The 26,172-nt window shown below is 62.1% G+C and carries 26 protein-coding genes and 2 pseudogenes; 11 read left to right on the top strand and 17 right to left on the bottom strand.

Going from position 1 to position 26,172, the window contains the following annotated elements; translation table 11 throughout:
* Nucleotides 1-80: 80 nt before the first annotated feature.
* From CBB63_RS06260 to CBB63_RS06250, 3 genes are all read right to left on the bottom strand, one after another.
* Nucleotides 81-839, bottom strand: a complete 759-nt coding sequence (locus CBB63_RS06260) for a MauE/DoxX family redox-associated membrane protein (RefSeq protein ID WP_286698522.1) — start codon at nucleotides 837-839, stop codon at nucleotides 81-83.
* Nucleotides 840-846: 7 nt separating this feature from the next.
* Complete coding sequence (locus CBB63_RS06255; RefSeq protein ID WP_009826428.1) at nucleotides 847-1,323, bottom strand: DUF305 domain-containing protein; 477 nt, start codon at nucleotides 1,321-1,323, stop codon at nucleotides 847-849.
* 143 nt (nucleotides 1,324-1,466) lie between these two features.
* A complete protein-coding gene (locus CBB63_RS06250) occupies nucleotides 1,467-1,964 on the bottom strand; it encodes a lactoylglutathione lyase family protein (protein WP_286698521.1) in 498 nt (165 codons plus the stop codon).
* Between the two features lie 93 nt (nucleotides 1,965-2,057).
* Here CBB63_RS06250 and CBB63_RS06245 point away from each other — a divergent pair, with 93 nt between their 5' ends.
* Nucleotides 2,058-2,942 (top strand): LysR family transcriptional regulator, encoded by an 885-nt coding sequence (locus CBB63_RS06245; RefSeq protein WP_286698520.1) that lies wholly within the window; start codon nucleotides 2,058-2,060, stop codon nucleotides 2,940-2,942.
* Between the two features lie 20 nt (nucleotides 2,943-2,962).
* On the opposite strand, the gene CBB63_RS06240 is transcribed toward CBB63_RS06245, so the two are convergent.
* The 10 genes from CBB63_RS06240 to CBB63_RS06190 form a co-directional block, all read right to left on the bottom strand.
* Nucleotides 2,963-3,370 carry a universal stress protein gene (locus tag CBB63_RS06240; protein ID WP_037963283.1) on the bottom strand — a complete coding sequence of 136 codons (408 nt, stop codon included), beginning with the start codon at nucleotides 3,368-3,370 and terminating at the stop codon, nucleotides 2,963-2,965.
* Nucleotides 3,371-3,457: 87 nt separating this feature from the next.
* Nucleotides 3,458-4,210, bottom strand: a complete 753-nt coding sequence (fnrL, locus tag CBB63_RS06235; RefSeq protein ID WP_009826423.1) for a transcriptional regulator FnrL — start codon at nucleotides 4,208-4,210, stop codon at nucleotides 3,458-3,460.
* A 48-nt stretch (nucleotides 4,211-4,258) separates the two neighbouring features.
* Entirely contained in the window at nucleotides 4,259-5,434 is a 1,176-nt protein-coding gene (gene kynU / locus CBB63_RS06230) for a kynureninase (RefSeq protein ID WP_286698633.1), read from the bottom strand.
* 11 nt (nucleotides 5,435-5,445) lie between these two features.
* On the bottom strand, nucleotides 5,446-6,276 hold the full coding sequence (locus tag CBB63_RS06225; protein ID WP_286698519.1) for a tryptophan 2,3-dioxygenase: 831 nt from the start codon (nucleotides 6,274-6,276) through the stop codon (nucleotides 5,446-5,448).
* Complete coding sequence (locus tag CBB63_RS06220) at nucleotides 6,273-7,043, bottom strand: GntR family transcriptional regulator (RefSeq protein ID WP_286698518.1); 771 nt, start codon at nucleotides 7,041-7,043, stop codon at nucleotides 6,273-6,275. The genes CBB63_RS06225 and CBB63_RS06220 overlap by 4 nt, the downstream gene beginning before the upstream one ends.
* A gap of 107 nt (nucleotides 7,044-7,150) precedes the next feature.
* On the bottom strand, nucleotides 7,151-8,110 hold the full coding sequence (locus tag CBB63_RS06215) for a 2-hydroxyacid dehydrogenase (RefSeq protein WP_286698517.1): 960 nt from the start codon (nucleotides 8,108-8,110) through the stop codon (nucleotides 7,151-7,153).
* A 177-nt stretch (nucleotides 8,111-8,287) separates the two neighbouring features.
* Nucleotides 8,288-9,634 carry an amidase gene (locus CBB63_RS06205; RefSeq protein ID WP_286698632.1) on the bottom strand — a complete coding sequence of 449 codons (1,347 nt, stop codon included), beginning with the start codon at nucleotides 9,632-9,634 and terminating at the stop codon, nucleotides 8,288-8,290.
* Nucleotides 9,635-9,638: 4 nt separating this feature from the next.
* Nucleotides 9,639-11,057, bottom strand: a complete 1,419-nt coding sequence (locus CBB63_RS06200; RefSeq protein ID WP_286698515.1) for a TRAP transporter large permease — start codon at nucleotides 11,055-11,057, stop codon at nucleotides 9,639-9,641.
* Nucleotides 11,054-11,638, bottom strand: a complete 585-nt coding sequence (locus tag CBB63_RS06195; RefSeq protein WP_286698514.1) for a TRAP transporter small permease subunit — start codon at nucleotides 11,636-11,638, stop codon at nucleotides 11,054-11,056. The genes CBB63_RS06200 and CBB63_RS06195 overlap by 4 nt, the downstream gene beginning before the upstream one ends.
* 73 nt (nucleotides 11,639-11,711) lie before the next feature.
* Complete coding sequence (locus tag CBB63_RS06190) at nucleotides 11,712-12,842, bottom strand: TRAP transporter substrate-binding protein (RefSeq protein ID WP_286698513.1); 1,131 nt, start codon at nucleotides 12,840-12,842, stop codon at nucleotides 11,712-11,714.
* A gap of 192 nt (nucleotides 12,843-13,034) precedes the next feature.
* On the opposite strand from CBB63_RS06190, the gene CBB63_RS06185 reads away from it, so the two are divergent.
* From CBB63_RS06185 to CBB63_RS06170, 4 genes and pseudogenes are all read left to right on the top strand, one after another.
* Nucleotides 13,035-13,733 carry a ZinT family metal-binding protein gene (locus CBB63_RS06185; protein WP_286698512.1) on the top strand — a complete coding sequence of 233 codons (699 nt, stop codon included), beginning with the start codon at nucleotides 13,035-13,037 and terminating at the stop codon, nucleotides 13,731-13,733.
* A 65-nt stretch (nucleotides 13,734-13,798) separates the two neighbouring features.
* Nucleotides 13,799-14,103: pseudogene (locus CBB63_RS06180) on the top strand (DUF6525 family protein).
* A 110-nt stretch (nucleotides 14,104-14,213) separates the two neighbouring features.
* The gene (locus CBB63_RS06175) at nucleotides 14,214-15,164 is read left to right on the top strand and encodes a class II glutamine amidotransferase (protein WP_286698511.1); all 951 of its coding nucleotides are present in this window, start codon (nucleotides 14,214-14,216) and stop codon (nucleotides 15,162-15,164) included.
* A gap of 3 nt (nucleotides 15,165-15,167) precedes the next feature.
* Nucleotides 15,168-15,776: a poly-gamma-glutamate hydrolase family protein gene (locus CBB63_RS06170; protein ID WP_286698510.1), complete on the top strand. Its 609-nt coding sequence runs from the start codon at nucleotides 15,168-15,170 to the stop codon at nucleotides 15,774-15,776.
* On the opposite strand, the gene CBB63_RS06165 is transcribed toward CBB63_RS06170, so the two are convergent.
* Nucleotides 15,760-16,698, bottom strand: a complete 939-nt coding sequence (locus tag CBB63_RS06165; RefSeq protein WP_286698509.1) for an alpha/beta hydrolase — start codon at nucleotides 16,696-16,698, stop codon at nucleotides 15,760-15,762. The genes CBB63_RS06170 and CBB63_RS06165 overlap by 17 nt on opposite strands.
* 343 nt (nucleotides 16,699-17,041) lie before the next feature.
* Between CBB63_RS06165 and CBB63_RS06160 the strand changes: the two genes are divergently transcribed.
* From CBB63_RS06160 to CBB63_RS06145, 4 genes are all read left to right on the top strand, one after another.
* Complete coding sequence (locus CBB63_RS06160) at nucleotides 17,042-17,992, top strand: asparaginase (protein ID WP_286698508.1); 951 nt, start codon at nucleotides 17,042-17,044, stop codon at nucleotides 17,990-17,992.
* Nucleotides 17,993-18,153: 161 nt separating this feature from the next.
* Nucleotides 18,154-19,581: an alanine/glycine:cation symporter family protein gene (locus tag CBB63_RS06155; protein WP_009826408.1), complete on the top strand. Its 1,428-nt coding sequence runs from the start codon at nucleotides 18,154-18,156 to the stop codon at nucleotides 19,579-19,581.
* A gap of 163 nt (nucleotides 19,582-19,744) precedes the next feature.
* Nucleotides 19,745-20,902, top strand: a complete 1,158-nt coding sequence (locus tag CBB63_RS06150) for a saccharopine dehydrogenase family protein (protein WP_074635416.1) — start codon at nucleotides 19,745-19,747, stop codon at nucleotides 20,900-20,902.
* Between the two features lie 166 nt (nucleotides 20,903-21,068).
* Nucleotides 21,069-22,151, top strand: a complete 1,083-nt coding sequence (locus CBB63_RS06145; RefSeq protein ID WP_286698507.1) for an SMP-30/gluconolactonase/LRE family protein — start codon at nucleotides 21,069-21,071, stop codon at nucleotides 22,149-22,151.
* Between the two features lie 35 nt (nucleotides 22,152-22,186).
* On the opposite strand, the gene CBB63_RS06140 is transcribed toward CBB63_RS06145, so the two are convergent.
* Both CBB63_RS06140 and CBB63_RS06135 read right to left on the bottom strand, forming a co-directional pair.
* Nucleotides 22,187-23,365 (bottom strand): amino acid aminotransferase, encoded by a 1,179-nt coding sequence (locus CBB63_RS06140; protein ID WP_286698506.1) that lies wholly within the window; start codon nucleotides 23,363-23,365, stop codon nucleotides 22,187-22,189.
* Between the two features lie 5 nt (nucleotides 23,366-23,370).
* Nucleotides 23,371-24,291 (bottom strand): DMT family transporter, encoded by a 921-nt coding sequence (locus CBB63_RS06135; protein WP_240790793.1) that lies wholly within the window; start codon nucleotides 24,289-24,291, stop codon nucleotides 23,371-23,373.
* A 114-nt stretch (nucleotides 24,292-24,405) separates the two neighbouring features.
* On the opposite strand from CBB63_RS06135, the gene CBB63_RS06130 reads away from it, so the two are divergent.
* The gene (locus CBB63_RS06130) at nucleotides 24,406-24,864 is read left to right on the top strand and encodes an Lrp/AsnC family transcriptional regulator (RefSeq protein ID WP_286698505.1); all 459 of its coding nucleotides are present in this window, start codon (nucleotides 24,406-24,408) and stop codon (nucleotides 24,862-24,864) included.
* Between the two features lie 6 nt (nucleotides 24,865-24,870).
* Here CBB63_RS06130 and CBB63_RS06125 read toward each other — a convergent pair whose 3' ends face one another.
* Complete coding sequence (locus tag CBB63_RS06125; RefSeq protein WP_286698504.1) at nucleotides 24,871-25,344, bottom strand: MarR family winged helix-turn-helix transcriptional regulator; 474 nt, start codon at nucleotides 25,342-25,344, stop codon at nucleotides 24,871-24,873.
* Nucleotides 25,345-25,440: 96 nt separating this feature from the next.
* On the opposite strand from CBB63_RS06125, the pseudogene CBB63_RS06120 reads away from it, so the two are divergent.
* Nucleotides 25,441-26,172, top strand: a pseudogene (locus CBB63_RS06120) (NAD-binding oxidoreductase); the annotation flags it as partial.

Raw genomic sequence — 26,172 nt, 5'->3', positions numbered from 1 at the left:
ATCCCCCCGTACCGCGGATGCGGCGCGGGGGGATTTGCAATAGGAATAGGCNNCAANNCCGCTGAGCAGNTGCCAGAATATCACCCGAAGAGCCGTACCAGCATCCAAAGCCCCATGCCCAGCATCATCACGTTCTCGGTCAGGGACACAAAGCCNAGCGGCACATTGCTACTGCCGCCCACGCAGGCGCATTTCAGCTCGCGTTTGTCGATATAGACCGCCTTGATCACCGAGATCGCCCCGATACCNCCGATCACGATCGCGATCGGTGCTGCCAGCCACAGCAGCGCCCCTGCGGTCATGGCGATGCCTGCAAAGGCCTCTCCGAACGGGTAGATCTTACCGTAGGGCACCCAGCGTTTCGCCAGCAGGTCATAGTTCAGGAACATGGTCGAGAAACTCTCGATNTCCTGCAATTTCTGCACGGCGAGGAAACACATGGAGATCGAGATAAACCACTGGAACGCCTGCACGGTAAAGATGCTTTCGAAGGCAAACCACGACAGGCCAAGCGCCATCAGAAAGGCGACCGAGAAGATGGCGATCACCGGCTGGTACGACGTGTCAGATTGCTGATCCTTGGGTTTGTCCAAGCCNAAATAGACCCGCAGATCGTCATAGCCGCCGATCCGTTCCCCGCCGATAAAGCTCTGCGGCGTCGTTTCGACATCATGTTTCGCCTTGAACGCGTCTGTCTCTTCGCGCGTTGTCAGNTGNTGATCCTCGACCTCGAAGCCCTGACGCTCCAGCAGGTCTTTNGATTTCAGACCGTAGGGACAGGTATGGTCAGGCATCACCATACGGTAGAGTTTTGCCGGTTGTGTCTGCTGTTGCGTCATTNTGTCCTCACTTCCCGTCGATTTCNGGTGTGGCGGCCGGCCCGCCTTCAAGATCCGCGATCAGGGCCTTCATCTCGTCGATCTCAAGCCGTTGCGCTTCGATGATATCATCCGCCAGCTTGCGCACCCGCGGGTCCGAGATATTGGCACGCTCGCTCGTCAGGATCGCAATGGAATGGTGCGGGATCATCGCACGCATCCACGCTGTATCATCGACCGTGGACTGGCTGCGCACCAGAAACAGCGACACCGCAAAAACCAGCGCGCTGCCTGCAAAAATCGCGATATTCACCCCACGGTTGCTGTACATCCCCAGCATGAACGCCAACATGATGACCGCCATCACCGCGCCCATATACAGCGCCATATAGCTGCGGGTTTCGCTAAAGAACACGTGATCGATTGCGTAGGTGTTCAGATACATTAAGCCGAACATCACCACGGTAGANGTGATGATCATTGCAAAGAAGCGCCAGTATGACATGAGAAGACCTTTCGTGATGTTGCTATGACAACAAAACCGCCTTCCCGCGCAGGAGGGTTCCCGCCGACCTGCATTATTTGACATATCTTGCGCTAATGACTGCGGGCGAAAGCCCTGCCCTCGCCCGCAGANCNGACTTGNGATTAGCTATAGGCACCGGCGGAATAGGTCAGCTCGTAGCTGTGGCTGTACAGCTCGAACACGATGCCAAAGGGGTCTTCGACATAGACCATGCGATAGGGTTTATCATCGGGGAAGTATTCGCGCACCGGCATCCGCTGCTTGCCACCTGCCGCGACAATCTTGGCCAGCAGGTCTTCGAGGTTGGGATCCTGAATGGCGAAATGGAACGTGCCGTGCTGGCGGAAATTCAGCGGGTCTGCGGGCGCGTGGTTGCCGTCAAATTCAAACAACTCGATCCCGATACGGTCTGCCGTGGCAAGATGCGCGATACGCAGGCGGCCCCAGCCTTCGCCAAAGACATCGGTACACATCTGCCCGATATCGCTGCCGTCTTCGACAANCTCTGTCGGTTGCATGATGACGTAGAACCCCAGCACGTCGGCGTAGAATTTTACGGCTTGGTCCAGATCGGGCACGGAAAGCCCGATATGAGAAAAACTGCGTGGTGTCGGTGTCATGGTCTATCCTTTGTTCTGTGATACCCCGTGATTTAGGTGGACCGAGCGCAAACATAAAATTATCACATGGAATTAAATTGATAACTTTATGGAATGGTCCGCGTGTTAAACGCCTCATGGCTCGAAACCTTCACCACCCTGTGTGACATCGGGCATTTCACCCGCACCGCAGACCGGCTGGCCATGACCCAGCCCGGGGTGTCGCAGCATATCCGCAAGCTGGAACAACAGGTCGGCCAGCCGTTGATCCTGCGCGAGGGAAAGTCGTTCACCCTCACCCCCGCCGGAGAAGAGCTGCTGTCGATCGGCCGTGCCCGCCGGACAGAGGAGCGCGCCTTGCGCGAAAGGATGCAGCGCGATGATCCGTTGTCAGGCACGGTCAGGATAGGGTGTTCTGGCAGTTTTGCATTACGACTTTATCCGCATCTGATCGCGCGGATGCAGCAGGCCCCGAAGCTGGAAATGCACCTCAGCGCCGCGCCGCAGGCGCGTATTCTGGCGGATATACTGGCAGGGACGCTTGATCTGGGGGTGGTGACCGCGGTGCCCGATATGCCCCGCGTTCAGGCCACGCCCCTGTCGCAAGAGGAACTTTGCCTCGTGCTGCCCGCCAGCTTTAACGCGGCGGATCTGACCCTGCAGAGGCTTGATGACTTGGGGTTCATCGCGCATCCCGATGGCAATGCCTATGCCGATGATCTTCTCGGGCGCAACTTTGATGACTACCGCGGGGCAGAGCATTTGCGGCTGCGCAGTTTTATCAACCAGATCGGGCAAATCCCCCTGCCCGTGGCCCAAGGACTGGGCTATACCATCCTGCCGCGGTCGGGGGTGGAGGGGTTTGCGCACCGCGACGCGCTGGCGGTGCATACCCTGCCCCAACGACGGTTTCACGACCTCTGGCTGATCGCACGTAAAGACCGCGCTGCATTCGCTCGCGTTGCCGCCACCGCTGACGGCATACTTGGGCTGCAATAGCCCGTTGGCAGTGCCCCGACCTATCTGACCACATGCACCGCGCATTTGGCGTGACGCACCACATATTGCGCGACCGACCCCAGCAGGATGTCAGACAACGCGGGCTGATGCGACGCGATCACGATACAGTCGGTCCCGTTTTCCTCGGCCCAGCGTGTCGCCCGTGGCCCGGCGCGCCCGTCCGCAATCGCTGTCGCGGCCCCCGGCACGCTTAGCGCCAGCGCATCCAGCCGCGCCTGTACCGCCTCGCGCGTGGAGGTCACGATGTCGGTGGGGATGTATTCTGCGACATAGACCGGCACTGCCTCTATCACATGCAGCAGGGTCAATCTGGCATCCGGTGCCGCCAGCGCCTGCGCCGCATCAAAGGCGGTCTGGGTGATCTCGGGGGTTTCGAAAACAACGGGGATCAGGATATTCTTGTACATACTGCACTCTCCTATGAAGGTGCAGACAGTGAACGCCTTGGGGCGCCCTGCGTCGTTGATACAGATCAAATCAAAGGGGATATTTCCCTAGTCGCAATCATCGCCCGAGGCCGCGTGCAGCGCGTCCACATCGGCCACGCGAAAACGGCGACGGTCGACAAAGCTCAGGATACCCTCTTTCTTCATCGCGCCAAGCTGGCGGCTGACCGTTTCAAGCGTGAGCCCCAGATAGTTGGCGATCTCGTACCGTGTGAGAGGCAAGACCAGCTCTTGCCCAGGGGTATCCGCATTGGCCAATTGCTGTCGCCGCGCCAGCATTTCAATGAAGGTCGCGATCTTTTCGCGCGCGGTTTTGCGGCCCAGCAACAGCATCCAGTCACGCGCCGCGTCCAGTTCATCGAGGGCCATCTCCATCAGCCTTTGGGCGATATGCGGCGTGGTTTCGATCAGCGCCTCGAAGGGTTTGCGCTGGAAGCAGCACAGCGTCACATCGGTAACGGCGACCACGTCGAAATCAATCGCCGCGCGGCCCGGACGGCCGATGAAATCCGACGGGAAAAGCAGCCCCACCATCTGGGTGCGCCCGTCCTCCATCGTTTTGCCAAGGCTCGCGACGCCCGACACGACCGACGCAACATAGGTCAGCCCGTCGCCACGCCAGAGCATCGGATCACCCGCCTTGAACGACCGATAGGTCTTGATCTGCTCCAGCATCAGCAGTTCATCATCATCGCACCGCGCACAAACGGCGCGGTGGCGGATCGGGCATTCACTGCATTTCGGGCGCGACTGAAGATCAAGCATGGCGCGATCATAGCGTCCATTCGCGCGGACCACCATCACCAAGACGCACCGCCACCGCGCTGTGTCCCGATGTCGCTTGCCCCTTCAGGTCACGTCGCGCTTCTGGTGATACTCGGGCCGGTCCCAACTGCGGGTCGCAAGGATGTCGGCAAGGATATCGACCGCGCCACGTACGTCACCTTCGTCGATATACAAGGGCGTGAAGCCAAAGCGCATGATGTCAGGCGCGCGGAAATCGCCGATCACGTCCCGTGCGATCAACGCCTGCATCACCGCATACCCGTTCTTTGACGCGAAAGACACCTGACTGCCGCGCTGGTTTGCATCCCGTGGGCTGGCCAGCACAAGCTCGGGGCATTTTTCTGCGACCAGCGCGATGAACAGCTCACTGAGCGCGACAGACCTCTCGCGCAGCTCGGCCATATCCACCGCGTCCCAAAGCCCAAGCGCATGCTCCAGCGCGGTCATCTGGATCACGGGGGGCGTGCCGACGCGCATGCGCTCGATGCCCGCAGCGGGGCGGTATCCGGTCTCGAAGGCAAAGGGTGCATCATGCCCCAGCCATCCGGCCAAAGCGGGCTGGATATCCGCGACGATATCGGGCCGTGCATAGATGAACGCAGGGGCCCCCGGCCCGCCGTTGAGGTATTTATAGGTGCAGCCGACGGCGAATTCCGCGTCGCAGGCCGCCACATCGACGGGCACCGCGCCTGCGCTATGGGCCAGATCCCACAGCATCACCGCCCCTGCCCCATGAGCCGCCGCGGTCACTTGCGCCATGTCATGCATGCGGCCCGTGCGGTAGTCGACTTGGGTGATCATCGCGACAGCCACGTCATCGGTCATGGCGCTGGCGACATCTTCGGGGGCGACAATGCGCAGCTCGTAGCCTTGCCCCAACTGCTGGATCAGCCCCTCGGCCATATACAGGTCCGACGGGAAGTTGCCACTGTCCGACAGGATCACCCGCCGGTCGGGGCGCATCTTGAGAGCGGCAGACAGGGCCTGAAACACTTTGACCGACAGCGTGTCGCCCATGGTGACCGACCCCTCGGGCGCGCCGATCAGGCGGGCAATGCGGTTGCCGACCCGTGCGGGCTGCGCCATCCAGCCGTCAAGGTTCCAGCCCTTGATCAGATGCGCGCCCCATTGCGCCTGCACCACATCCTGCACCTTTTCGGCCGTCCCCACAGGCAGCGGCCCAAGCGAGTTTCCATCAAGGTAGATCATGCCCTCGGGCAGGGAAAAGCGGTCTTTCATCGGCAATCGGGTCACAGGGCACCTCGTACGTTCCAGAGTTCGGGAAAAAGTTCGACCTCGAGCATCCGGCGCAGGTATTTCACCCCCGACGTGCCGCCCGTGCCGCGTTTGAAGCCGATGATGCGTTCCACCGTGGTCACATGGTTGAAACGCCAGCGGCGGAAGTAGTCTTCGAGATCGACGAGCTTTTCGGCCAGCTCGTACAGCTGCCAATGGGCGCGCGGGTCTTGATAGACGCGCACCCATGCCTGCATCACCGTGTCATCCGCCGCATGAGGCGTGTCCATCGCATAGGCTTGCGGGTCAAAGGTTTGCCCCGTTGCCTCTGCCAGCAGATCAAGCGCCACATGGTAGAGCGATTTTGTACCCAGTTCCTGCGTCAGCATGTGGTGCAGTTCGGGGCGGTGTTCATGCACTTTCATCATCGCGCGGTTGCGGTTGCCGAGGATGAATTCGATCAGACGGTATTGATGCGACTGAAACCCCGAGGACGCGCCAAGGTCGTCGCGGAAATCGCTGTATTCACTGGGGGTCATGGTGCGCAGCACATCCCACGCGCTGTTGAGCTGTTCAAAAATGCGCGCCACACGGGTCAACATTTTCATCGCCGGCGCAAAATCACCCGCCGCAAGATGGGTGCGCGCCGACGACAGCTCGTGCAGGCACAGGCGCATCCATAGCTCTGAGGTCTGATGCTGGATGATGAACAGCATCTCGTCATGGGCATCGGATTTGCAATTCTGCGCCCCGAGGATCGGGTCGAGCGACAGGTAATCGGTATAGGACATATCCTTGGCAAAGGACATTTGCGCCCCTTCGTCAGCGGGGTTGTAGCCGGTCATGCGGGGGTCTCCGATTGGGGGCCGAGGGTTCTTGCAAAGGGCGAATGGGCCGGCATCAGCGTCGAAAGCTCCTCGAACGCGGCGATGCTCAGGCCGGTGTGATGGCGAAAGGCCGCAAGCGCCGCCGCCGGATCATGATCAACTGCGGCCTGATAGAGCGCGCGATGCGGTTCTAGCGCCATACCGGCAGAGAATACCTCTGCCGCTTTGGCCGCAAGCGGGCGCGCGCTTTGGGTCAGATCGCGCAGGCCCGCCTGAATAAAACGGTGGTAGCGTCCCAACTGGTCCTGCAACTGCCCTGCAAACCGCGCCATCCATTCAGAGCGCGCCCCTGCCACCAATGCCTGATGAAAGGCCAGATGCCGCCGTGTCCATTGGTCCAGGGCCTCGTCATTATGGATCACCGACGGCACGGGGGTTTGCGACAGATGGTGATAGGCACCGATCACCCCTGCCTCCCACGCGTCATCGGCGTGGCTGACGGAATGGGCCAGCATCGCGCCTTCGATGGCATCGCGGCTGCGTTCCAGATCCAGAAGATCGGCACGGGTCAACGGGGTGACGCAAAAACCCTTGTTATGCTCGGGCACGACAAGCTGTTCAGCCGCCAGCCGGTTCAGACATTCACGCAGCGGCGTCAGGCCGATGGCATAGCGTTCCGACAGGGCCGGTAGGCGCAGCGCCATGCCCGGTGGCAGATCCAGCGTCAGGATATCGTGGCGAAGCCGGTCGAATAGAATGTCCGATTTCGATTGCCGAAGTGTCATGATGCGCCCCTTTCGAAACACACCATGACAAATAAATACGATCGTGTAAATCGTATACGATTTTTTTTCGCGTAGGTCCGCATTGAGTTCTTCGGACCCTTTCTAGACTAGAGCGCGTTCGGCGGGGACTCTCCACGGAAGAACGCGTCAAGATTGTCCAGCGCCTTGAACCCCATCGCATCGCGTGTCTGCATCGTGGCGCTGCCCACATGGGGCATCATCATCACGTTGTCATAGGACGCGAAGGCCGGATTGCCCCCGGGTTCGGTGACAAAGCAATCCAGCCCCGCCGCCCCGATATGCCCCGCATCCAGAGCGTCGACCAAAGCGGCCTCGTCGATCAGATTGCCGCGGGCCGTGTTGACCAGCACTGCCCCTTTGGGCAGCTTCGCCAAACGGTCGGCGTTCATGAGCCCGACCGTATCGGGCGTCGCGGGGCAATGGAGCGACAGGAAGTCGGACACGGCCAGCAGGCTTTCCAGTGTCTCGTGATAGATCGCGCCCGCTTCATCCTCGGGCGAAAGACGGCTGCGGTTGTGATAGTGGATCTCCATGTCAAAGCCGCGTGCCTTGCGGGCAAAGGCACGGCCCACACCGCCCATCCCCACGATCCCCAGCCGCGCACCGGTCAGCTGTTTGCCCACCAGAAAGGCCGGCGACCAGAAATCCCATGTGCCGGACCGCACAGTCCGGTCCCCCGCGACCGCCTTGCGCGCAGCCCCCAGCATCAGCATCATCGCCAGCTCTGCCGTGGCATCCGACAGCACATCGGGCGTATTGGTCACGACGATCCCCTTGCCGCGCAGCGCGTCCAGATCGCAATGGTCCACCCCGACCGAATGGTTCGCGACGATTTTCAGCCGCGGGTCGAGCTGCGCCACGACATCGGCGCTGAAATGTTCGGAGTGGCACGGGATGATCCCGTCGACGGATGCGCTCATCTTGATGATATCCTCGGCGCTGCCGGGGGTGTCGGCGCCATCCCAGATCACCTCGTAGTCGCGGCGGGCGCGTTCCAGCGTGGCATTCGACAGGGTGCGGGTGATCCAGATCACGGGCTTGGACATCGGCTAGTCTTTCTTGTTGCGACTGGAGGTGAACAGATCAAAGGCGATNAACGCCAGCGTGATCGCCACNATGATCACNAGATCGGGGCTGGGCACCTTGACNGCCAGNATCAGCAGAAAGGTGGTGATGGTCGCAAACGCCANAANTGCGAGAAGTCGGTTCATATCAGATATCCTTTATGCAGAGGCACCGGCGGCCCAGTCGNTCAGCCATTGTGCCGTGCGCAGCAACCGCGCGTCATTGTGGCGNGCGCCGACCAGTTGGACGCCCATGGGCAGCCCTTCCGTCGAGGTGAAAAGCGGCAGGTTGATGCAGGGCGTGCCGCAGAAGGTCCACAGCCCGTTGAACACCGGATCGCCCGTGGTTTCCAACCCTTTGGGNGCCGGACCGGGGGCCGAGGGGCACAGGATCACATCGCAGCGGGTGAACATCTCGTCCAGCGCGGCGTTCAGCACCTTGGGCATGTCGCNGGCAGACAGGTAATCGCGGGCNGGCACGGCGTTGCCTTGCTCTATCGCGTCGCGGGTGATCGGCCCCAGCGTGTCCGCGCCCCGGTGCCAATAGGGGTAGTAGTGATAGGACATCTCGGCCAGATTGATCAGCTTGCGCTGGTCTGCTGCCGTGTCGAACACCGCGGGCAACGGAAGCTCGAACGCCTGATCGCCAAGCGCGTCCAGCAGCTCGGCAAAGGCGTCATGCAGTTGCGGCTCCGCATNCTCCCANCCCGGCGGGCGGATGAAACCGAACACGNGCGGCAGCGGCGGGGCCGAAGTCGCCGCCGCATGCAAGGCGGGCGCAGCACAAAGCGTGGTCGCGNTGTCTTCGTCATCCTGCCCGAAAAGCACCTCGGCCANNAGTGCNGCCCCTGCGGGNTCGCTGGCAAAGACCCCGATCGTATCAAGCGAGGGCGATTGCGTCAGCACCCCCCGCCGCGGGATCGCGCCGAAGGTGGGTTTATATCCGGTCACCCCGCAGAAGGACGCCGGTCGGATCACCGACCCGCCGGTCTGGGTGCCGATGGCAAGCGGCACCATCCCGTCCGCCACCGCCGCGGCAGAGCCTTGCGACGATCCGCCGGGCGTATGCGCCAGATTATGCGGGTTCNCNGTCTTGCCNGGCTGCATGAAGGCAAGCTCGGTCGTGACCGTCTTGCCCATCAGGATCGCTCCTTCCTTGCGCAGCCTCTCTACCACAAAGGCGTCGCGCAGGGGCACGCGCCCCGCATCCTGAACGCAGCCGTTTTCCGTGGGGATACGTTGTGTGTCGATCACGTCCTTCAGCGCGACCGGCAACCCGTGAAGCCGCCCCAAGGGACGCCCTGCCCGGCGATGCGCATCCAGCGTGCGCGCCTGTGCACGCGCGAATTCGGGATCGAACCACGCCCAAGCACCCACCTGCGGCTCGCGCGCCTCGATCCGNTTGATATAGCTGTCGACCAGCGCCAGCGCATCCAGCGCGCCGGACGCCAGCCTGTCGCGCAGTAGCGTCACGCTGGGGGTGCCGTCCACCCCGTGACCCGTCATCCGATTACCGTCCATAAAACAGATCCGGCAAATAGAAGACGATCTGCGGGAAGACATACATCAGCACCATCGACAGGATCACGCAGAAGAGGAACGGCATGACCCCNTTGAAGATCTGCGTCANCANGAGCGACGGCGGNGCGATGCCTTTGAGGTAATAGGCCGACATCGCCATCGGCGGGGTCAGGAAACTGGTCTGCAGGTTCAGCGCCACGAGGATACCGAAGAACANCGGATCAATCTCGAANACCGCGAGCAGCGGCAGGAAGATCGGCACGAAGATGATGATGATCTCGGACCATTCCAGCGGCCAGCCCAGCAGGAAGATGATGAGCTGCGCCATGATCAGGAACTGGATCGGCGACAGGTTCATGGATTGCACGAANTCCGAGATCACATGNTCCCCCCCGAGATAGGAGAACACGGCAGAGAAGGTGTAGGAGCCGACGAACAGCCAGCAGACCATCGCCGTGGTGCGCACGGTGAGATANACGCTTTCACGCAAACGCTGCCATGTCATCGCGCGGTAGATNAAGGCAAGGAAGATACCGCCCAATGCACCGATNGANGCCGCCTCTGTCGGGGTGGCGAGACCGAAAAGGATCGACCCGAGCACNGCAAAGATCAGGAAAGCCAGCGGCACGAAAGAGGTGATGATCATCATCACCAGCTTGCCCATCGGCATGTCCGGCACCTCATCCGCCGTAGGCTTTGGTGCCGACGATGGCTGCAGCAAAGACCGCCCGANGATATAGACCAGATACAGCCCCACCAGCGTCAGCCCCGGCAGCAGCGCNGCCGCATAGAGNCGCACGATCGACACGTTGGTCGCCGCCGCATAGACGATCAGCATGATCGACGGCGGGATCAGGATNCCCAGGGTGCCGCCCGCACAGATGATGCCCGCCGCNAAGGACGGGTCATAGCGCGCTTTCAACATCGCCGGCAGCGCCAGCAGGCCCATCAAGGTCACAACCGCGCCCACGATCCCTGTCGCCGTGGCAAACAGCGCGCAGGTGATCAGCGCCGCCACCCCCATCGATCCGGGGACATTCTTGGACGCGATGTTCAGCGTGGTGAACAAACGGTCCACGATGTTGGAGCGTTCGACGATATAGCCCATGAACAGGAACAAGGGCACNGCCGTCAGCACCTCGTTCGACATCACGGTAAAGGTCTGGTTCACGAAGAGGTCAAATATTCGGTTGTTATAGAATCCCTCTATCCAACTCGACCATTGTTCCCATTGTCCGGCGGTTTCATCCAGCCGGTCAAAACCGCGCCACATGCGGCGCGCNTCGAAATAGGCNTAGTAGCCAAAGCCGATGCCCATGGCCATCAGGGTAAAGGCGATCGGGAAGCCCANNAANACAAAGATGATGAACAGCCCAAGCATCATCAGGGCGATTTGCGGATCGGTCATGTGATATGGTCTTTCTCGGCCATGTTGGCCTTCTGGATCAAAAGGTCTTCGGTCTCGAAAACGTCTTCGTCCGCTTCAAGCCAGTAATTGTCCCGGATCGCGATAATGCAGCGGCATACCTGCGCGATCCCCTGGATAAACAGCAATATGCCCGCCGCCACGATCACCGCTTTGAACTGATAGATCGGCACACCCGCGGGACTGTTGACGGAGACCTCTCCGTATTGCCAGGACCGCGCGGCGTATTTCCAGCCGGACAGGATCAGGGCCAGCACACCGGGGAAAAAGAAGACGATATACAGCACGATATCGATCTTGCCCTGGGTCTTGGGTTGCAGCAGCCGGTACAGGAAATCGCCCCGCACATGCCCGCCACGCGACAGCGTATAGGCCCCGCCCATCATGAACAGCGTGCCGTACATGATAAAGGAAACGTCCAGCGCCCAGGCCGTCGGGCTNTTNAGCACATAGCGTACGAAAACCTCGTAGCCCGTGCCGATGGACATCAGCAGGATCAGCCACGCGAATGACTTGCCAAACCATGCCGACAGGCTGTCGGCGAACCGTATAAATGAAATCATGATGTCCCCATGCCTCGTCTGAAACCCCGGCACACAAAGGTGCCGGGGTTCTGTACTTTACCTGTCAGCGGGATCAGAGCTTGATCTTGCCAGGGAAGTAATGCTCGTAGGCCAGACCGTAGTCGGGCGAGTTCATCAGCTCGTANTACGACACACGGCTGACCCACTCGCGCTGGCTGTCGAGGGTCTTTTTCATGAACGGATCGGCTTCCAGCTCGGGGATCAGTTCGTCCCATGCCTTCAGCTGTGCGTCCAGAATCTCTTTCGAGGTGCGACGCACGGTAACCCCTGCTTCATTCTGCAAGAACTGAAGATCCGCGGAATAGCGGTTCATCGCCTTGGCTGTGTTCGCGGTAGAGGCCGCTTCGACAGCATATTTCAGGATCGCCTGCAGGTCCGGGTCCAGATCTTCAAGGAAGGTCCGCGAGAACAGGAACTCGAAGCTTTCNGACGCCTGGTGATAGGACGACAGATAGTAGTTCTTGGCCACGTCCTGCGCGCCNAAGTCCTTGTCCGACGAGGGGTTGTTGAACTCGAAAGCGTCGATCACGCCACGCTCCATCGCGGGCACGATTTCGCCGCCCGGCAGCTGAGCGACGGACATGCCCAGCTTGGCCATCAGATCGGCCGCCAGACCCACGGTGCGATATTTGAACCCTTGCAGATCCTCGACCGAATTCACCTCTTCCTTGAACCAGCCAAAGGGCTGCGCNAACATNGGNAAGCCCATATAGCCNACCACATCGAGGCCCATGATGTCCTGTGTCAGCTCGTTATACAGCTCTTGNCCGCCGCCTTCGTAGAACCACGACAGCATNGTCGTTGCGGAGCCGCCGAAAACCGGACCTGTGCCGAACAGCGACGCGGCCTTGTTCTTGCCGTACCAATAGACAGGCACCGAATGCGCAGCATCGATCAAGCCGTCNTTCACAGCGTCCAGCACCTGGAACGCCGCAACAACCGCGCCCGCAGGCAGCACATCGACCTTGACGCGCCCGCCCGACATTTCTTCGACGCGGGTGGCATAGTCGCGTGCGAAGTCCTGCCAGATGTTNGCNTCATTCCATGACGTTTGCATTTTGATNACCAATGGCGCTTGCGCCAGAACCGCCGGAGCCGCCAGCATGCTGCCAGCCGCAGCCCCGCCAGCGACGGCCGATTTGGTCAAAAACGAACGTCGATTAATAGTATTATTAGTCTTCATTTTGTTCTCCTCCCAGAGCGACTGCGCGGCCCTTTTTCGAGTTCCCTACCGGCAATCGTGTCCCGACCTTACCGCCTTGACTGATTTAATCAAGAATTCTGATCATTGNTNTCCGCGNNGNTTGCNTNTAGNGAAATNGTTACGTTATAACATAACNAATCANTTCNCTACCGATCCTGAATGGAGCCCATGATGACCCGCATCCACACCGCATTTCTNTCCGCTCTGGCNGCGACCTCTCTTGCCGCCACAGCCCTNCCCGCCCTTGCGGATCACGCCAAAGACAAGGCGCATGACCACGAAGCCCATGATCACAGCCACGATCACNACCATGATCACAAGCACGACCACGGCGACGACGACATCTACAAAGGCTACTTCGACGATGCGCAGATCAAACCGCGCCCTCTGGCCGACTGGGAGGGCGACTGGCAGTCCGTCTACCCGCTGNTGCAAAGCGGTGATCTGGACGCGGTGATGGCGNNNAAGGCNGCCAANGGNGACAAAACCGCCGAGGCATACAAAGCCTATTACGCCACCGGCTATGCCACCGATGTCGACCGGATCGTATTCTCGGGCGATACCGCAACCTTCTACACGGGCGAGACATCGGTGCAGGGGCGGTATGAAAGCGACGGCTTCGAGGTGTTGACCTATGAAAAGGGCAATCGCGGTGTGCGCTATATCTTTGAAAAGGTCAGCGGNGACGCCGAGGCTCCGATGTTCTTCCAGTTCAGTGACCACAAGATCGCGCCCGCCAAGGCGGATCACTATCACCTTTATTGGGGGGATGATCGCGCGGCCCTGCTGAAAGAGGTCACCAACTGGCCGACATATTACCCCGCGGCCCTNAGCCCCGCCGACATCTCTGCNGAGATGCAGGCGCACTGACATCCTGCGCCGCTGCCTGCCTTGACGGTGGCGGCGCACCCCTTGCTTCCAGCGACAGACTTACCATGCCGAAAACCACCCCTCGCCAGCCCAACTGCCGCAGCAGCCTTGCCGCACGCCGCCGCACACAAGACCCGATGGCCGCCTATGACCGCTTGCCGCCGGAACTGCGCGGCTGGCTGGCCCAGCGGCATTGCCTTGGTCCGCACGCTCTGCCCTGCGGGCGTGGCAGCGCGCCTTGCAGCGGTTCAGTGGCGATACGGATGCCGCAAAACAACACCTATCCCGCTGTGAGCGCAACACGCTGACCCGCGACCGTCTGCATATGCCGGACGGCCCTGCCACATGCGCAGGTGTTCGCCCCCTCTGATCCGCTGATCTGGCCTTTGGCCCGCGCCGCCCTACCTGAGCTGACAGAATGATACGGGATGCCGCCGCTTGGTGGTGCCCGTGATCGACCCTTGATGTGATAGGAAAGCTATGTGCCGCGTTCTCGCCTATATCGGGCCTGAAATCCCGCTTGAAAGCCTGCTGATCAAGCCGGAAAACAGTCTGATCAACCAAAGCCTTGACCCCGAGCTGCACCCGAACCTGCAGCTGGCCGGTTGGGGCTTCGGATTATGGAGCGCGCATCTGCTGAAGCCCGAGGAACCGCTGCTGTATCACCGCCCCATGGCCGCGTTCCACGATGACAACGCCCCCGGCATCATCCCCAGCCTACAGGCCAGCACCATGCTCGCCCATGTCCGCGCTGCGGCCTATGATGCCCGCAACGTGCTGGCGGACGAGAACTGCCACCCGTTCTCGTTCAAGGGCACCCCGTGGATCATCGCGCAAAACGGAGCCCTGCCCCATTGGCGGCTGCTGCAGCGCGAATTGCTGCCCCTGTGCAAAGACGATTTCCTACGGCAGATGAAAGGCACGACAGACACGGAATTCTTCTACGTGCTGCTGCTGTCCCTGCTGGAGGGCGATAGCGATGACGACGTGCAGGCAGCGTTCGAGAAGCTGCTTGATGCCGTATTGCAGGCGATGCGCAAGCTGGATCTGGTCGCCCTGACCAAGTTGAAGATCGCGCTGGTATCCACCGATCGGATCATCGGCGTGAACTATGGCGCCGGGCACAAGGGCGAAACCGCGCCCGAAACCGACTGGAAAGAGCTGCGCAAAGCCGGCCCCGGCACGGATGACTACGCCCTGTCGATGCTGCTTGAACCGATGTACCTGTTGATGGGCGAGAATTTCGAGGACTACGCCGACAGCTACAAGGTTGATGCCAGCCCCGAGGGCGAAGCGACTTCGGCCATTTTCGCGTCTGAACCGTTGACCGAGGATGGGTCAGACTGGCTGCACATCCGCTTCGGAGAGATGGTGAGCCTGCGTCGCGTCGGCGGCAAGATCAGCAAAACGATCACCAAGCTGGACGTCTAAACTATGGCCGACCGCTACCCCGATTTCGCCACGCTCGCCGCGGCGCATGATCACGACAAGGACTACCGTATCACCGTGCAGGATCGCGGCACGCGCGTCGCGATCCTTGCGCCCCACGGGGGGACGATCGAACCGGAAACAGCAAACATCGCACGGGCTGTCGCCGGAAATGATCTGTCGTTCTACTTGTTCGAGGCGCTGCGCGCCGGGGCGCATGGCGATTACCACATCACCTCGCATCGGTTTGATGAACCTCGGGCGCTGGCACTGGTGGCAGGGGCGGACACGTCGATTGCCATTCACGGGCGCAAGGATGATGGCACCGACACGGTCTGGCTGGGCGGGCGTGACGAAATCCTGCGGGATGCTGTAGGCGACGCACTGCGCGCGGCGGGCTTCGGGGCCGCGCTGAATACGGCCCTGCCCGGCGTACACCCCAGCAACATCTGCAACCGCACCCGCAGCGGCGCGGGCGTGCAGTTGGAACTGCCCCGATCCCTGCGGCGCAGCCTGGCAGAGAATGGCAGGATGATGGCGCGCTTTAGTACAGCGCTTCGGGCGGTCATTTCAGCGGCGGGTCTGGACGGCGACGCGGCTACCCGCCCAGCTTGATGCTCACCGGTCCGACCGACAGGGATTGCGGGGCCAGCGCATCGGCGTCTCGCAACCCCTTTATCAGCGCGATGGCAGAGGCAGAGGTGCCCGGCAGGAAGTGATTGCTGCCCGTGTCGGCGATGCCCGTCATATCCACCACGAAGACGCCAAGCCCTTCAAGCTGGTCCAGATCCTCTACCGATCCCAGACGCGCAGCGCCCCCTGACAAGCCCGACGACAGGCGCAGCAGCCGGTCGTTCTGTGCAATCGCCACGGTAAAGGGCTGCGGCAAATGGCCAAGCGCATGGGCCTGCGCGCGGAACAGATCCATATCGATATCGGGCGAGATCAGCGTCGTCGCAGACAAACGGTCCAGCAAGGCGCGGTCCCCGCTCAGCGCGATCTGGCGCAACGTCTCCATAATCAGCAGCCCGCCCATCGAATGCCCCACCAGCGACACGCGCAGCCCGTCCTCGCGCAGCAGGCGCCGCAGCAATGTCGCCAGCGCATCGCGGGCGATCAGCACGCTGTCGCGGTCATAGGTATATTCGAACGGGTTCGCTGCTGACGACCACGAAAAGTGGATCTGCGGCCCCTTTAGTTCATAGTCCCACGCCACCTGCGCATGACGGTATGCGGCTTTGGCAAAGCCGTTGTTATAGCCATGCACAAAGACCACCGCCTCTTGCCCCGGTGTCGACGCGGCGCGGGCGGCAGTGACCAGCGCCTCCAGATCCGGCAAGGTCTCTGCCCCGGTGAGGGCGAAATGGCGTGCGGGGTCGGCCCGCGATCCGCGGCTGCGTTCGATCTGCCCGACCTTGTGGTTCGGCGGGATCGAGATGGCAAGCCGCGCGAAATCCAGCGTTTTGGCCCGCCCCGCCCCATAGGCGATCGGCGCGGGATCGGCGGTGCGTGTGGTCGCAACGAGCAGCTGTTGCACGCCNGCGCCNACATCCGCCCNTGCACCTGCGCTGGCGTGGTCCGGATCAACGACAGAGAACCCGNCCTGCCCGCCACATCCGGCGACGGCACCCGCACTGGCAAGGGCNATAAANTGGCGGCGGGTCGGTGTGCGCATCNGGGNGCCTTCCGGTCGTGTCGGGCGTATATACGCGCCGCCGCACCCTGCCCGTCAAGCCGGATGTCACGTCATAGCGGCTTTGGCCCCATGCGCCGACGGTCAGCAGGCTTGACAGCGACNGGCGCTTCTGGTCCGCCTGCGGCAGTTTTAGNAGGGCTCCGGACGGGGCATATTNGGCGGCAATCAACACAAAGGGCGCAGCATGGCGANACTCTTGATCCACACGGGCGGCACGATTGGCATGGCCCAGACCCCNGACGGNTTNGCCCCTCGCGACGGGGTGGTCGAAGATGCGGTCGCGGCGCTGGTGGCCAGCGGCAAGNTCACCGGAGAGGTCGANGTGCTGCGCCTTGATCCGCTGATCGATTCCGCGCTCGCCACGGCGCAGGATTGGGCGCGCATCGCGCAGACCATCCATCAGCACCGGGGCCGCTTTGACGGCTTCGTCGTGACCCACGGGACGGATACGCTGGCCTATACNGCCGCCGCCCTGTGCCTTGCGCTGCCCGGTCTGGCGCAGCCTGTGATCGTGACCGGCGCGATGCNACCNCTGACTGTGGCTGACACGGACGGCACNGCCAATCTGATCGATGCGCTTGCCGCAGCGCGTACCGCACCGGCGGGGGTCTGGGTGCAATTCGGCGGCAAACGGCTGCATGGCGGGCGGGTGCGCAANGCCCATTCNCANGCGCTGNACGCCTTNACCGCCGCGCCAACCGACAGGGCACCGCGTGTCACCGCCCCCGACCCGCAGCTCAGCCCCCTNCGCCCCCANNAGGTTGCCCTTNTGACCGTCACCCCCGGTTTCAGCGCCGCNCTGCTGGATCATGCGGCGACCACCTGCGACGGGATCGTTCTGCGCTGCTTTGGCGCGGGCACGGTTCCCGACAGCCCCGCCCTGCGNGCNGCCTTGCGCAAAGCGCAAGGCAAGGGCGTTCCCGTGGTGGCCGTCAGCCAATGCGCCGAGGGCGGCATGCAGATCGGCACCTACGCCGCGGGCAAGGCGCTGCGCGACAGCGGGGTGGTCGACGGCGGCCAGATGACAGCCGAGGCGGCCTTCGTCAAAATCCACCTCGCGCTGAGCTGCTTTGCGCAGTTTGACGCGCAACACGCCTATCTGGCTGCGGATCAATGCGGAGAAATGGCCGANTAACGCGCGAAGAGCCAACCCGCTAGAGTTGAATTGCGAAATAACCTGTATAAGGATCAACGCACTAGACGTCGCNCNGGGGCTGCGTGCTTCGCGCTGCGTCATTCGGCTTTACGCTTTGGCCAAGAACACCGTAAAACGCGGCAAAACAAAGGGACANNTATATGGAATTTCTACAAACGCTCTTCGGCTGGATCGGAGACTTCACNTGGGGATGGTCGCTGATCCCGATCCTCGTCATTTTCGGTATCTTCATCACAATCGCGACCGGTTTTGTGCAGATCGAATACTTTGGCCGCATGTTCCGCGTGCTGTCGAACAAGAACAACGCGGATGATTCCAACCAGATTTCAGCGCGCGAAGCCTTGCTGGTGTCGGTCGGTGGACGTGTCGGNGGCGGCAACATCGCGGGCGTCGCGGTTGCGATCACCCTTGGCGGCCCGGGTGCGGTCTTCTGGATGTGGGCCATCGCGTTGGTCGGTATGGCCACGAGCCTTGTCGAATGTTCACTGGCACAGCTGTTCAAGCGCAAAGTCGGAGAGCACAGCTACCGCGGCGGCCCTGCAGCGGCCATCATCCACGGGTTGGGCAAGGAATACCGCTGGCTGGCNGTGGTCTATGCGATCTGCCTGATTGCGGCCTTCGGTCTGGGCTTCAACGCGTTCCAGGGCAACACGGTTGCGGGGTCGATGCAGGACAGCTTTGGCATTGACCGTCTGTGGACCGGTATCGCGCTGGCGGCCATCTCCGGATTTATCATCTTCGGCGGCATCCACCGCATTGCCAAAGTGTCGGACGTTGTCGTGCCGATCATGGCCATCGGCTATCTGGCAATGGCGCTGATCGTGATCCTGCTCAACATCACCAGCCTGCCCGGCGTGATCTATGACATCGTGACCAATGCCTTCGGCCTGCAAGAAGCCGTTGGTGGCGGTATGGGTGCTGCGGTTGCGCAAGGCCTGCGGCGCGGTCTGTTCTCGAACGAGGCGGGTCTGGGCTCTGCCCCGAACGTCGCGGCCACCGCCGAGGTACGTCACCCCATCAGCCAGGGCATCACGCAGTCGTTTTCGGTCTTTATCGACACGATCATCATCTGCTCGTGCACGGCTTTCGTGATCCTGCTGGGGGATGTCTATGTCCCCGGTGCCGAAGGCATCGACGGCGTGGCGCTGACACAGCAAAGCATGGTGTCGCATCTGGGCACATGGGTGCAGTATTTCCTGAGCGGCGCGATCCTGCTGTTCTCGTTCTCGTCGATCATCTACAACTACTATCTGGGTGAAAACGCGATGACGGTACTGACCAAGAGCCCCTTGGGTATTCTGGGTCTGCGGATCGCGATCATCGCGATTGTCTTCCTTGGGGCGACAGCACCGGCGGCGACTGCGGTGTTCTTCTTCTCGGATCCGATGATGGGTATCCTGGCGTTGGTCAACTTGCTGGCGATCATGATGCTCTTCCCCGTGGCCATGCGCCTGCTGCGCGACTTCCGTCGTCAGCTGAAGGCAGGCGTCGAACGCCCCGTGCTGAACCCGGACGATTATGCCGATCTGGATATCGACCGCGACGCATGGAAGCTCCCGGCAGAGTGATCCGGACGCATCCTACCTGAATTCGAGACGGGCCGTAGCATCTGCTGCGGCCCGTTTCTTTTGCCCCCCGACGCAGCGTTCTGAAACTCGGCAATGGTCAATACCGTCTGCGCTGTCCCATAGTCGGCGCAAAGACATGCAACCAATCGGGGAGGAACGGCACATGGCTGAATTCGATATCATCATCTACGGCGCGACAGGGTTTACGGGGCGGCTGGTCGCGGAATACATCCACGCGACCTATCCGGACCGTCCCTGGGCGATGGCAGGGCGCAGCGCGTCCAAGCTGGCGCAGGTGCGCGACGAGATGGGCCTGCCCGCCGACACCCCCCTGATCGAGGCCGATGCCTCTGACCCGGCCTCGCTTGACGCGATGGTCGCGCGGGCGCGGGTTATCATCACCACGGTCGGCCCCTATCTGCTGTATGGCGAGCCGCTGGTCGCAGCCTGTGTCAAAGCGGGCACCGATTACGTCGACCTGTCGGGCGAGCCGCCCTTCATGTGGGACATGATCGAAAAGTACAACGATGCCGCCAAGGCCAGCGGGGCCCGGATCGTACACTCCTGCGGCTTTGACAGCATCCCCTTCGATATGGGCGTCTATTTCCTGCAGCAAGAGGCACAGAAACGCTTTGGCGCGCCGCTGAAAGACGTCAAAGGACGCGTGCGCGGGATGAAGGGCACGTTCTCGGGCGGGACGGCGGCGTCGGGCAAAGAGACGATGAAGCTGGCCATGGGGGATCCTGATGTGATGAAACGTCTGGTCTCGTCCTTCGCGCTGACACCGGGGTTTGAGGGGCCGACACAGCCTTACGGCAACAAGCCCTACGAAGACCCTGATTTCGGCATCTGGGTCGCGCCCTTTGTGATGGCGTCGATCAATACCAAGAACGTGCACCGGTCCAATATGCTGATGGGCCACCCCTACGGCACGGATTTCACCTATGAAGAGATGATGTTCACCGGCAAGGGCGAAAAAGGCGAGGCGATCGCCAAGAGCATCGCCAAATCCAACCCTATGGGCGACGATGATATCAAACCCGGCGAAGGCCCGTCGAAAGAAGAACGCGACAACGGCAGCTATGACCTGATGTTCACCGGCACCTCCGCTGACAAAGAGCGGCTGACCGTTGGCGTCAAGGGCGACCGCGATCCGGGCTATGGCTCCACCTCCAAAATGCTGACCGAAGCGGCGCTTTGTCTGATCGAGGAAGCCGCCGACACCCCCGGCGGCGTGCTGACGGCGGCCCCTGCCTTTGGTGGTGCGATCATTGACCGGCTCACAGCCAATGCAGGGCTGACCTTCGAGGTAGAGAGCTAAGCAGCACCCCCTCGCGGTGTTCACCACTGCGGGGGATGCGACCTCGGCGCGGGCCAAAGCGGCTGACATAAATCGCGCGGCGTAGCCTCTTGCACCTGCCCAAGGGATCGGCAACCCTACGCTGTGCGCCACTACTTCGACGCGAACTCTGGGGAGGAGATCACCGATGAAAAAACTATTTACACTACTGGGCATCGCCCTGCTGGCCTTGCTTGCCTATCTCGCGTTCTGGCCCGTATCCGTCGCCCCCGTCGCGTGGGAGGCACCGCCGGATCAGGGCTACACCGGTGATTTCGCGGTCAACGACCGTTTGACCGCATTGAAGATCGTCGAGCTTGAGGGCCGCAGCGGGCCGGAGGATGCCGATATCGGCCCGGACGGGCTGGTACATGTCGCCACCCATGATGGTGAAATCCTGCGGATCGAAGAGAACGGGGCCATCACCGTCTTTGCGCAGACCGAGGGCCGCCCCCTTGGGATCGAATTTGACGACAACGGCACGCTTTACGTCGCCGACGCCTATCGTGGCCTGCTGTCGGTGGACCGCGGCGGCAAGGTGACCCTGCTGGCCGAGACGACCAAGGACGGCAGCCCGATCCTTTACGCCGATGATGTGGATATCGCCGCCGATGGGAGCGTCTATTTCTCGGATGCCTCGACCCGCTTTGGTGCGCAGGATAACGGCGGCACGCTGGCGGCGTCGGTGCTGGATCTGGTGGAGCATTCGTCGAACGGCCGCATCCTGAAATACGACCCCGCATCGGGCGAAACGACTGTCTTTGCCGACGGTCTGAACTTTGCCAACGGGGTGGCGGTGGATGACGCGAACAGCGCGGTATTTGTGGTCGAAACCGGCAGCTACCGCGTTTGGCGGTTCCCCACGGACGGCAGCGCAGGCACGGTGGTGCTGGAGAACCTGCCGGGATTTCCAGACAATATCAACAACGCCCCCGATGGCACATTCTGGGTCGGCCTGGTCAGCCCGCGCAATCCCGTCATGGATCAACTGGCAAACAGCCCCTTCCTGCGCCGCATGATCATGCGCCTACCCGACGCAATGAAACCCGCGCCGCTGCGCTATGGCTTTGTCCTGCGAATGGATGCCTCGGGCAAGGTGCTGGAAACGCTTCAGGATCCGGCAGGGGACTATGCGTTGACCACGGGTGCCGTGACCCTGCCCGACGGGCGCATTGCCGTGACCTCGCTGACAGAGCCACGTCTGGGGATGCTCGACGCCGCTCCGCGCTAAGACCTACAGACGCTGGCCCAGGGGGCGGGCCAGTGTCACGCCTGTGACACCTCCCGAAGCGCCGCCGCGACCTGTTCGATCTGCGTGCTGCGCAGACCGGCGATATTGATCCGACCGGTGGCCGTGCCATAGATCGCGTGGTCACGGCGCAAGCTGTCCATCTGGTCGGGCGCGAGGGGCAGCAGGGAAAACATCCCCTGATGGTGCCGCAGCGCTTGAAATGCGGGGGGCGCATCTATCGCGGCCAGCGCATCGGCCAACTGCTGCCGCAGCGATTGGACACGGGCGCGCATGCTGTTGAGCTCTTCCTCCCAGATGGTGCGGGTGTCAAAGACGTGGCAGGCGACAGCGGCACCATGTTCGGGGGGCATCGAATAATTCGCGCGGGTCAATGTCTCTAGGTGGCGACCCACATGGGCGATGGAGGCCGCATCGGGCCCCAGCACCATCGCCGCCCCGATACGTTCGCAATATAGACCCATGTTCTTGGACCCGCTTGCCGCAACCATCGCCACGGGCACCGCATCGACCATCACCCGAAGCCCCGCCGCATCTGCGTCGAGCCCGCGGCCAAAGCCCTGATAGGCAATGTCGATCAACGGGATCAGCCCCCGCGCCGCGCAAAATCGGGCCAGCGCATGCCACATATCCGCATCGGGATCGAGGCCCGTGGGGTTGTGGCAGCAGCCGTGCAGCAGCACCACATCCCCCGGCTTCGCCGCCGCCAGATCCGCGAGCACGCGGTCAAGATCCAGCGCGTCGCCCTTGGCCTGCCAGCGATACAGTTGCAGCTTCAGCCCGGCCCCCTCGAATATCGGACGGTGGTTCACATAGCCGGGGTCCGTGCTCCAGACCGTGGTGTCGGGGCGCAGGCTGGCCAGCATATCCCCCAGCACGCGCAAGGCGCCTGTCCCGCCGACCGTCTGGATCACATGGCTGCGCGCGATCCGCGCGGGCGCATCGCCCAAGACCAGCCGCGCCATGCCCGCGTTGAACACTGCATTGCCCGCCAAAGCGCGGTAGGTTTTCGGCGCACTGTCCTGCGCCAAGGCGCGCTCGGCCATGCGCACCGCCTTCATATTCGGCGTGGCCCCGTTGTCATCGCGGTACACGCCGATGACCATGTCGATCTTATGGGCGCGCGGATCGGCGCGAAAGGCAGAGGTCAGCCCCCAGATCGGGTCTTCGGGTAGGGCGGCAAGCGCGTCGAGCATCGGGTTTACTCCTTGGGGCGGTTGGCCAGCATGACGCCAGCGCAAATGATGAGAACGGCCAAAATCGTGCCAAGCGTCAGGGCCTCGTGCAGCAGCGGCACGGCAAGCACCGCCGCAATCGCAGGGGCGAGCGACCCGATCGCGGCACATTTCGCGACACCAAGACGGGCGATGGCGATGGCGTAGGTCAGGCTCGAGACAAGGCCGACGCCGACCCCTTGGGCAAGGATGAACGGCATCGCCTCGGCCAGTCGCACCTGCGTCAGATTGCTGGGCAGCACCCCCGTGGCGAGCAGCGGCAGCAGCACCAGCGTGGACGGCAGTGCCAGCACCAGCGCGCAGCCAATCGGGTCCAACCCGCTGCCCCGCAGCCCCAGCGTATAGCACCCCCAGAGCAGACTGGCCGATAGCAGCAGCGCCACGCCGGTCAAACTGCCTGCGGCCAAATTGCCCGAGGCACCGATGAGCGCCGCCACCCCCACAAGGATGATCCCCAGCGGCAGCAACACCGCGGGGCGCTGCCGGTAGATCACCCACGTCAGAACCGCCACCGACACCGGTGTCGTCCCGGCAATCAACGCCCCCACATGCGTGGCCGAGGTCTGCGCCCCGCCCATAGCCGCGAGCCAGAAGAACGGCAGCCCCGCCCCCGCCGCGATCATCAGCCAGCGATGCGCGGGCAACCGCCTTAACACGGCGATACGTTTTGGCAGGAAGGGTAAAAAGAACAGCGCCGGAATACCCGACCGGATCAGCGCCACATCACCAAACGTCAACTGCGCCCCGCTGGCGGCACGGGTGGACAGCGCGAACCCCGCCCAGACCAGCACGGTCACCGCAATCGCGAGATAGCCAACCAGGGGCCGAAGGGGGATCTGCCGCGGACCAAGTCCATGTGCGGCGGGCAGTGAGGGGGAACTGAGCATATTCGTCCTGCGCGTTGTATCTGCGCTGTTTTACGCTGTATCCACGGGCAGATGCTTGCTAATGATTGCGCGATATTATGAATTTGGGGCATATCCTGCCCTTAGAGGGCCAAGATGGACGGCAAAGATCGCGAGATCATCAAAGCGCTGCAGCGTAACGGGCGTCTGACCAATCAGGATCTGGCAGCTCAGGTGAATCTGTCGCCCTCGCCCTGCTTGCGGCGCACCCGCGCGCTTGAGGAAAAGGGCGTGATCAAGGGCTATACCGCGATTGTGGATGAACGCGCCTACGGGCTGCCCGTGACCGCGCTGGTGCGCATCCGGCTAAGCAGCCACACGGGAGACGTGGTGAAACTGTTCGAGAAGAAGGTGCACGAGACCGAACAGATCCTCGATTGCTATGTTATCACCGGCAGCGAGGACTATCTGTTGCGCGTGCTGGTCGAGGACCTGAAAAGCTACGAGGAATTCGTGCGCCACAAGCTGCACAATATCCCCGGCATCGCGTCGATTGATTCCAGCTTTGCCTATGGCGTGCTGAAGCAGTCGAACGTCTTTCCCGTGATGACCTAAGCCACCCTACGGATCATCGAACCGGTCGTGAACCCCTTCAAGCAGCGTATCCAGCGCGGATAGGAAATGTGCCGCCGCTTGGGGGTCGAGCTTGTCCAGAAACCGCGCCTGATGCGCGTCAACCAGCACCCGCGCACGCGCCAATAGGTCTTGCCCCGCCCCGGTCAGCGTGATCGCACGGGCGCGCCCGTCGCCTTCCGTCAGGTTCTGCACCAGCCAGCCTTTGTCGCGCATCTGCTTGAACGTCCGCGAGGCCGTAGGGCGGGTGATGCCGATATTCTCGGCGATACCAGAGGGCGCGGTGATGCCTTCCAGCGCGATACTGGCCAAGACGCACCATTCCAACCGTGTCAGCCCAAGCTGCGAAAGCTCTGCATCCAGACTGGCACGCATGACCGCGGCCAGCCGCGACACGCGAAAGCCCAGCCTGTCGTGCAGACGATAGGAGGCAGGGGCAGAGGTGTTCTCGGGTCCGGTCATAAGGCATGAATACTCCATTTTTGCCGCGCCGCTACTGTTTGCTTGCAAAATAGTTGATCTAGGACAACTATAGCGCCGAATTAAGAGGCAATACCCATGACCCCACGGCTGCGTTCCCGCAAAAACCGCCCCATCCATATGGGTGCCTATCCGACTGAAAAGCTGCGGCGGGCGGAGGGTGTTGCAGGGCCGGCGCCGGTCTTCACCCCCTTGGGGGTGACGGAGGACGCGCGTCCGCTGGCCCAAGCGACGCGGGATCACCGCGCCATGCTGGATGCGATCCGCGAGGGTCTGGTGAACAAGGCTTTGGCCGAGATCCCCGCCGATCTGACCGAGCGGGCGCAGCATCTCAAGGCGTTTGCCCATTTCAACGATGCGACGATGGTGGGGATTTGCAAACTTGCCCCCGACCACCATCTGGCACAGCCCCTGCGCAACGCGGATGTGGCGCGGCTGGCGCAGGATTTGCAGACGCGTCAGGTCAAAACGCTCGCCTCTGGTGTGGATGCGATCATGGCCGACCTGCGCGACTCCGTCACCGCACCCGAGACGGATATCGCAGGCCATACCCACGCGCTGGTGCTGCTTGTCGCGCATCCCCGCGCGGTCGAAGAGGATGAACCCGGTGCGCCATGGATCACAGGGATGGAGGATCACCGGTCGTCCCTACTGGCTGCGGAATCGGCGGCGGTATTGTCGAATTACATCCGACTGCTGGGGCGTCCGGCACGCGGGCATACGATGACGGCAAGCGATATGGACCTGAACCAGCTGGCGGTCGCGGCGGGTCTGGCGCTGCCGCAAGACGGTCAGCTGACCGCTCCTTTT

This window comes from Sulfitobacter sp. TMED3, assembly GCF_002167505.1.
GTDB classification, from domain to species: domain Bacteria; phylum Pseudomonadota; class Alphaproteobacteria; order Rhodobacterales; family Rhodobacteraceae; genus Sulfitobacter; species Sulfitobacter pontiacus.
The sequence above is the reverse complement of the archived record's forward strand: the minus strand, read 5'-3'. Positions and strand labels throughout refer to the sequence as shown.

What these genes read in the sequence shown, in the direction of transcription:
- CBB63_RS06125 (WP_286698504.1), bottom strand. Translation starts at nt 25,344, where the DNA reads ATGACCGGACCCGAGAACACCTCTGCCCCTGCCTCCTATCGTCTGCAC.
- CBB63_RS06245 (WP_286698520.1), top strand. Translation starts at nt 2,058, where the DNA reads ATGGTCCGCGTGTTAAACGCCTCATGGCTCGAAACCTTCACCACCCTG.
- CBB63_RS06225 (WP_286698519.1), bottom strand. Translation starts at nt 6,276, where the DNA reads ATGACCGGCTACAACCCCGCTGACGAAGGGGCGCAAATGTCCTTTGCC.
- kynU (WP_286698633.1), bottom strand. Translation starts at nt 5,434, where the DNA reads ATGAAAGACCGCTTTTCCCTGCCCGAGGGCATGATCTACCTTGATGGA.
- CBB63_RS06220 (WP_286698518.1), bottom strand. Translation starts at nt 7,043, where the DNA reads ATGACACTTCGGCAATCGAAATCGGACATTCTATTCGACCGGCTTCGC.
- CBB63_RS06215 (WP_286698517.1), bottom strand. Translation starts at nt 8,110, where the DNA reads ATGTCCAAGCCCGTGATCTGGATCACCCGCACCCTGTCGAATGCCACG.
- CBB63_RS06135 (WP_240790793.1), bottom strand. Translation starts at nt 24,291, where the DNA reads ATGCTCAGTTCCCCCTCACTGCCCGCCGCACATGGACTTGGTCCGCGG.
- fnrL (WP_009826423.1), bottom strand. Translation starts at nt 4,210, where the DNA reads ATGGTGGTCCGCGCGAATGGACGCTATGATCGCGCCATGCTTGATCTT.
- CBB63_RS06130 (WP_286698505.1), top strand. Translation starts at nt 24,406, where the DNA reads ATGGACGGCAAAGATCGCGAGATCATCAAAGCGCTGCAGCGTAACGGG.
- CBB63_RS06175 (WP_286698511.1), top strand. Translation starts at nt 14,214, where the DNA reads ATGTGCCGCGTTCTCGCCTATATCGGGCCTGAAATCCCGCTTGAAAGC.
- CBB63_RS06170 (WP_286698510.1), top strand. Translation starts at nt 15,168, where the DNA reads ATGGCCGACCGCTACCCCGATTTCGCCACGCTCGCCGCGGCGCATGAT.
- CBB63_RS06145 (WP_286698507.1), top strand. Translation starts at nt 21,069, where the DNA reads ATGAAAAAACTATTTACACTACTGGGCATCGCCCTGCTGGCCTTGCTT.
- CBB63_RS06140 (WP_286698506.1), bottom strand. Translation starts at nt 23,365, where the DNA reads ATGCTCGACGCGCTTGCCGCCCTACCCGAAGACCCGATCTGGGGGCTG.
- CBB63_RS06240 (WP_037963283.1), bottom strand. Translation starts at nt 3,370, where the DNA reads ATGTACAAGAATATCCTGATCCCCGTTGTTTTCGAAACCCCCGAGATC.
- CBB63_RS06150 (WP_074635416.1), top strand. Translation starts at nt 19,745, where the DNA reads ATGGCTGAATTCGATATCATCATCTACGGCGCGACAGGGTTTACGGGG.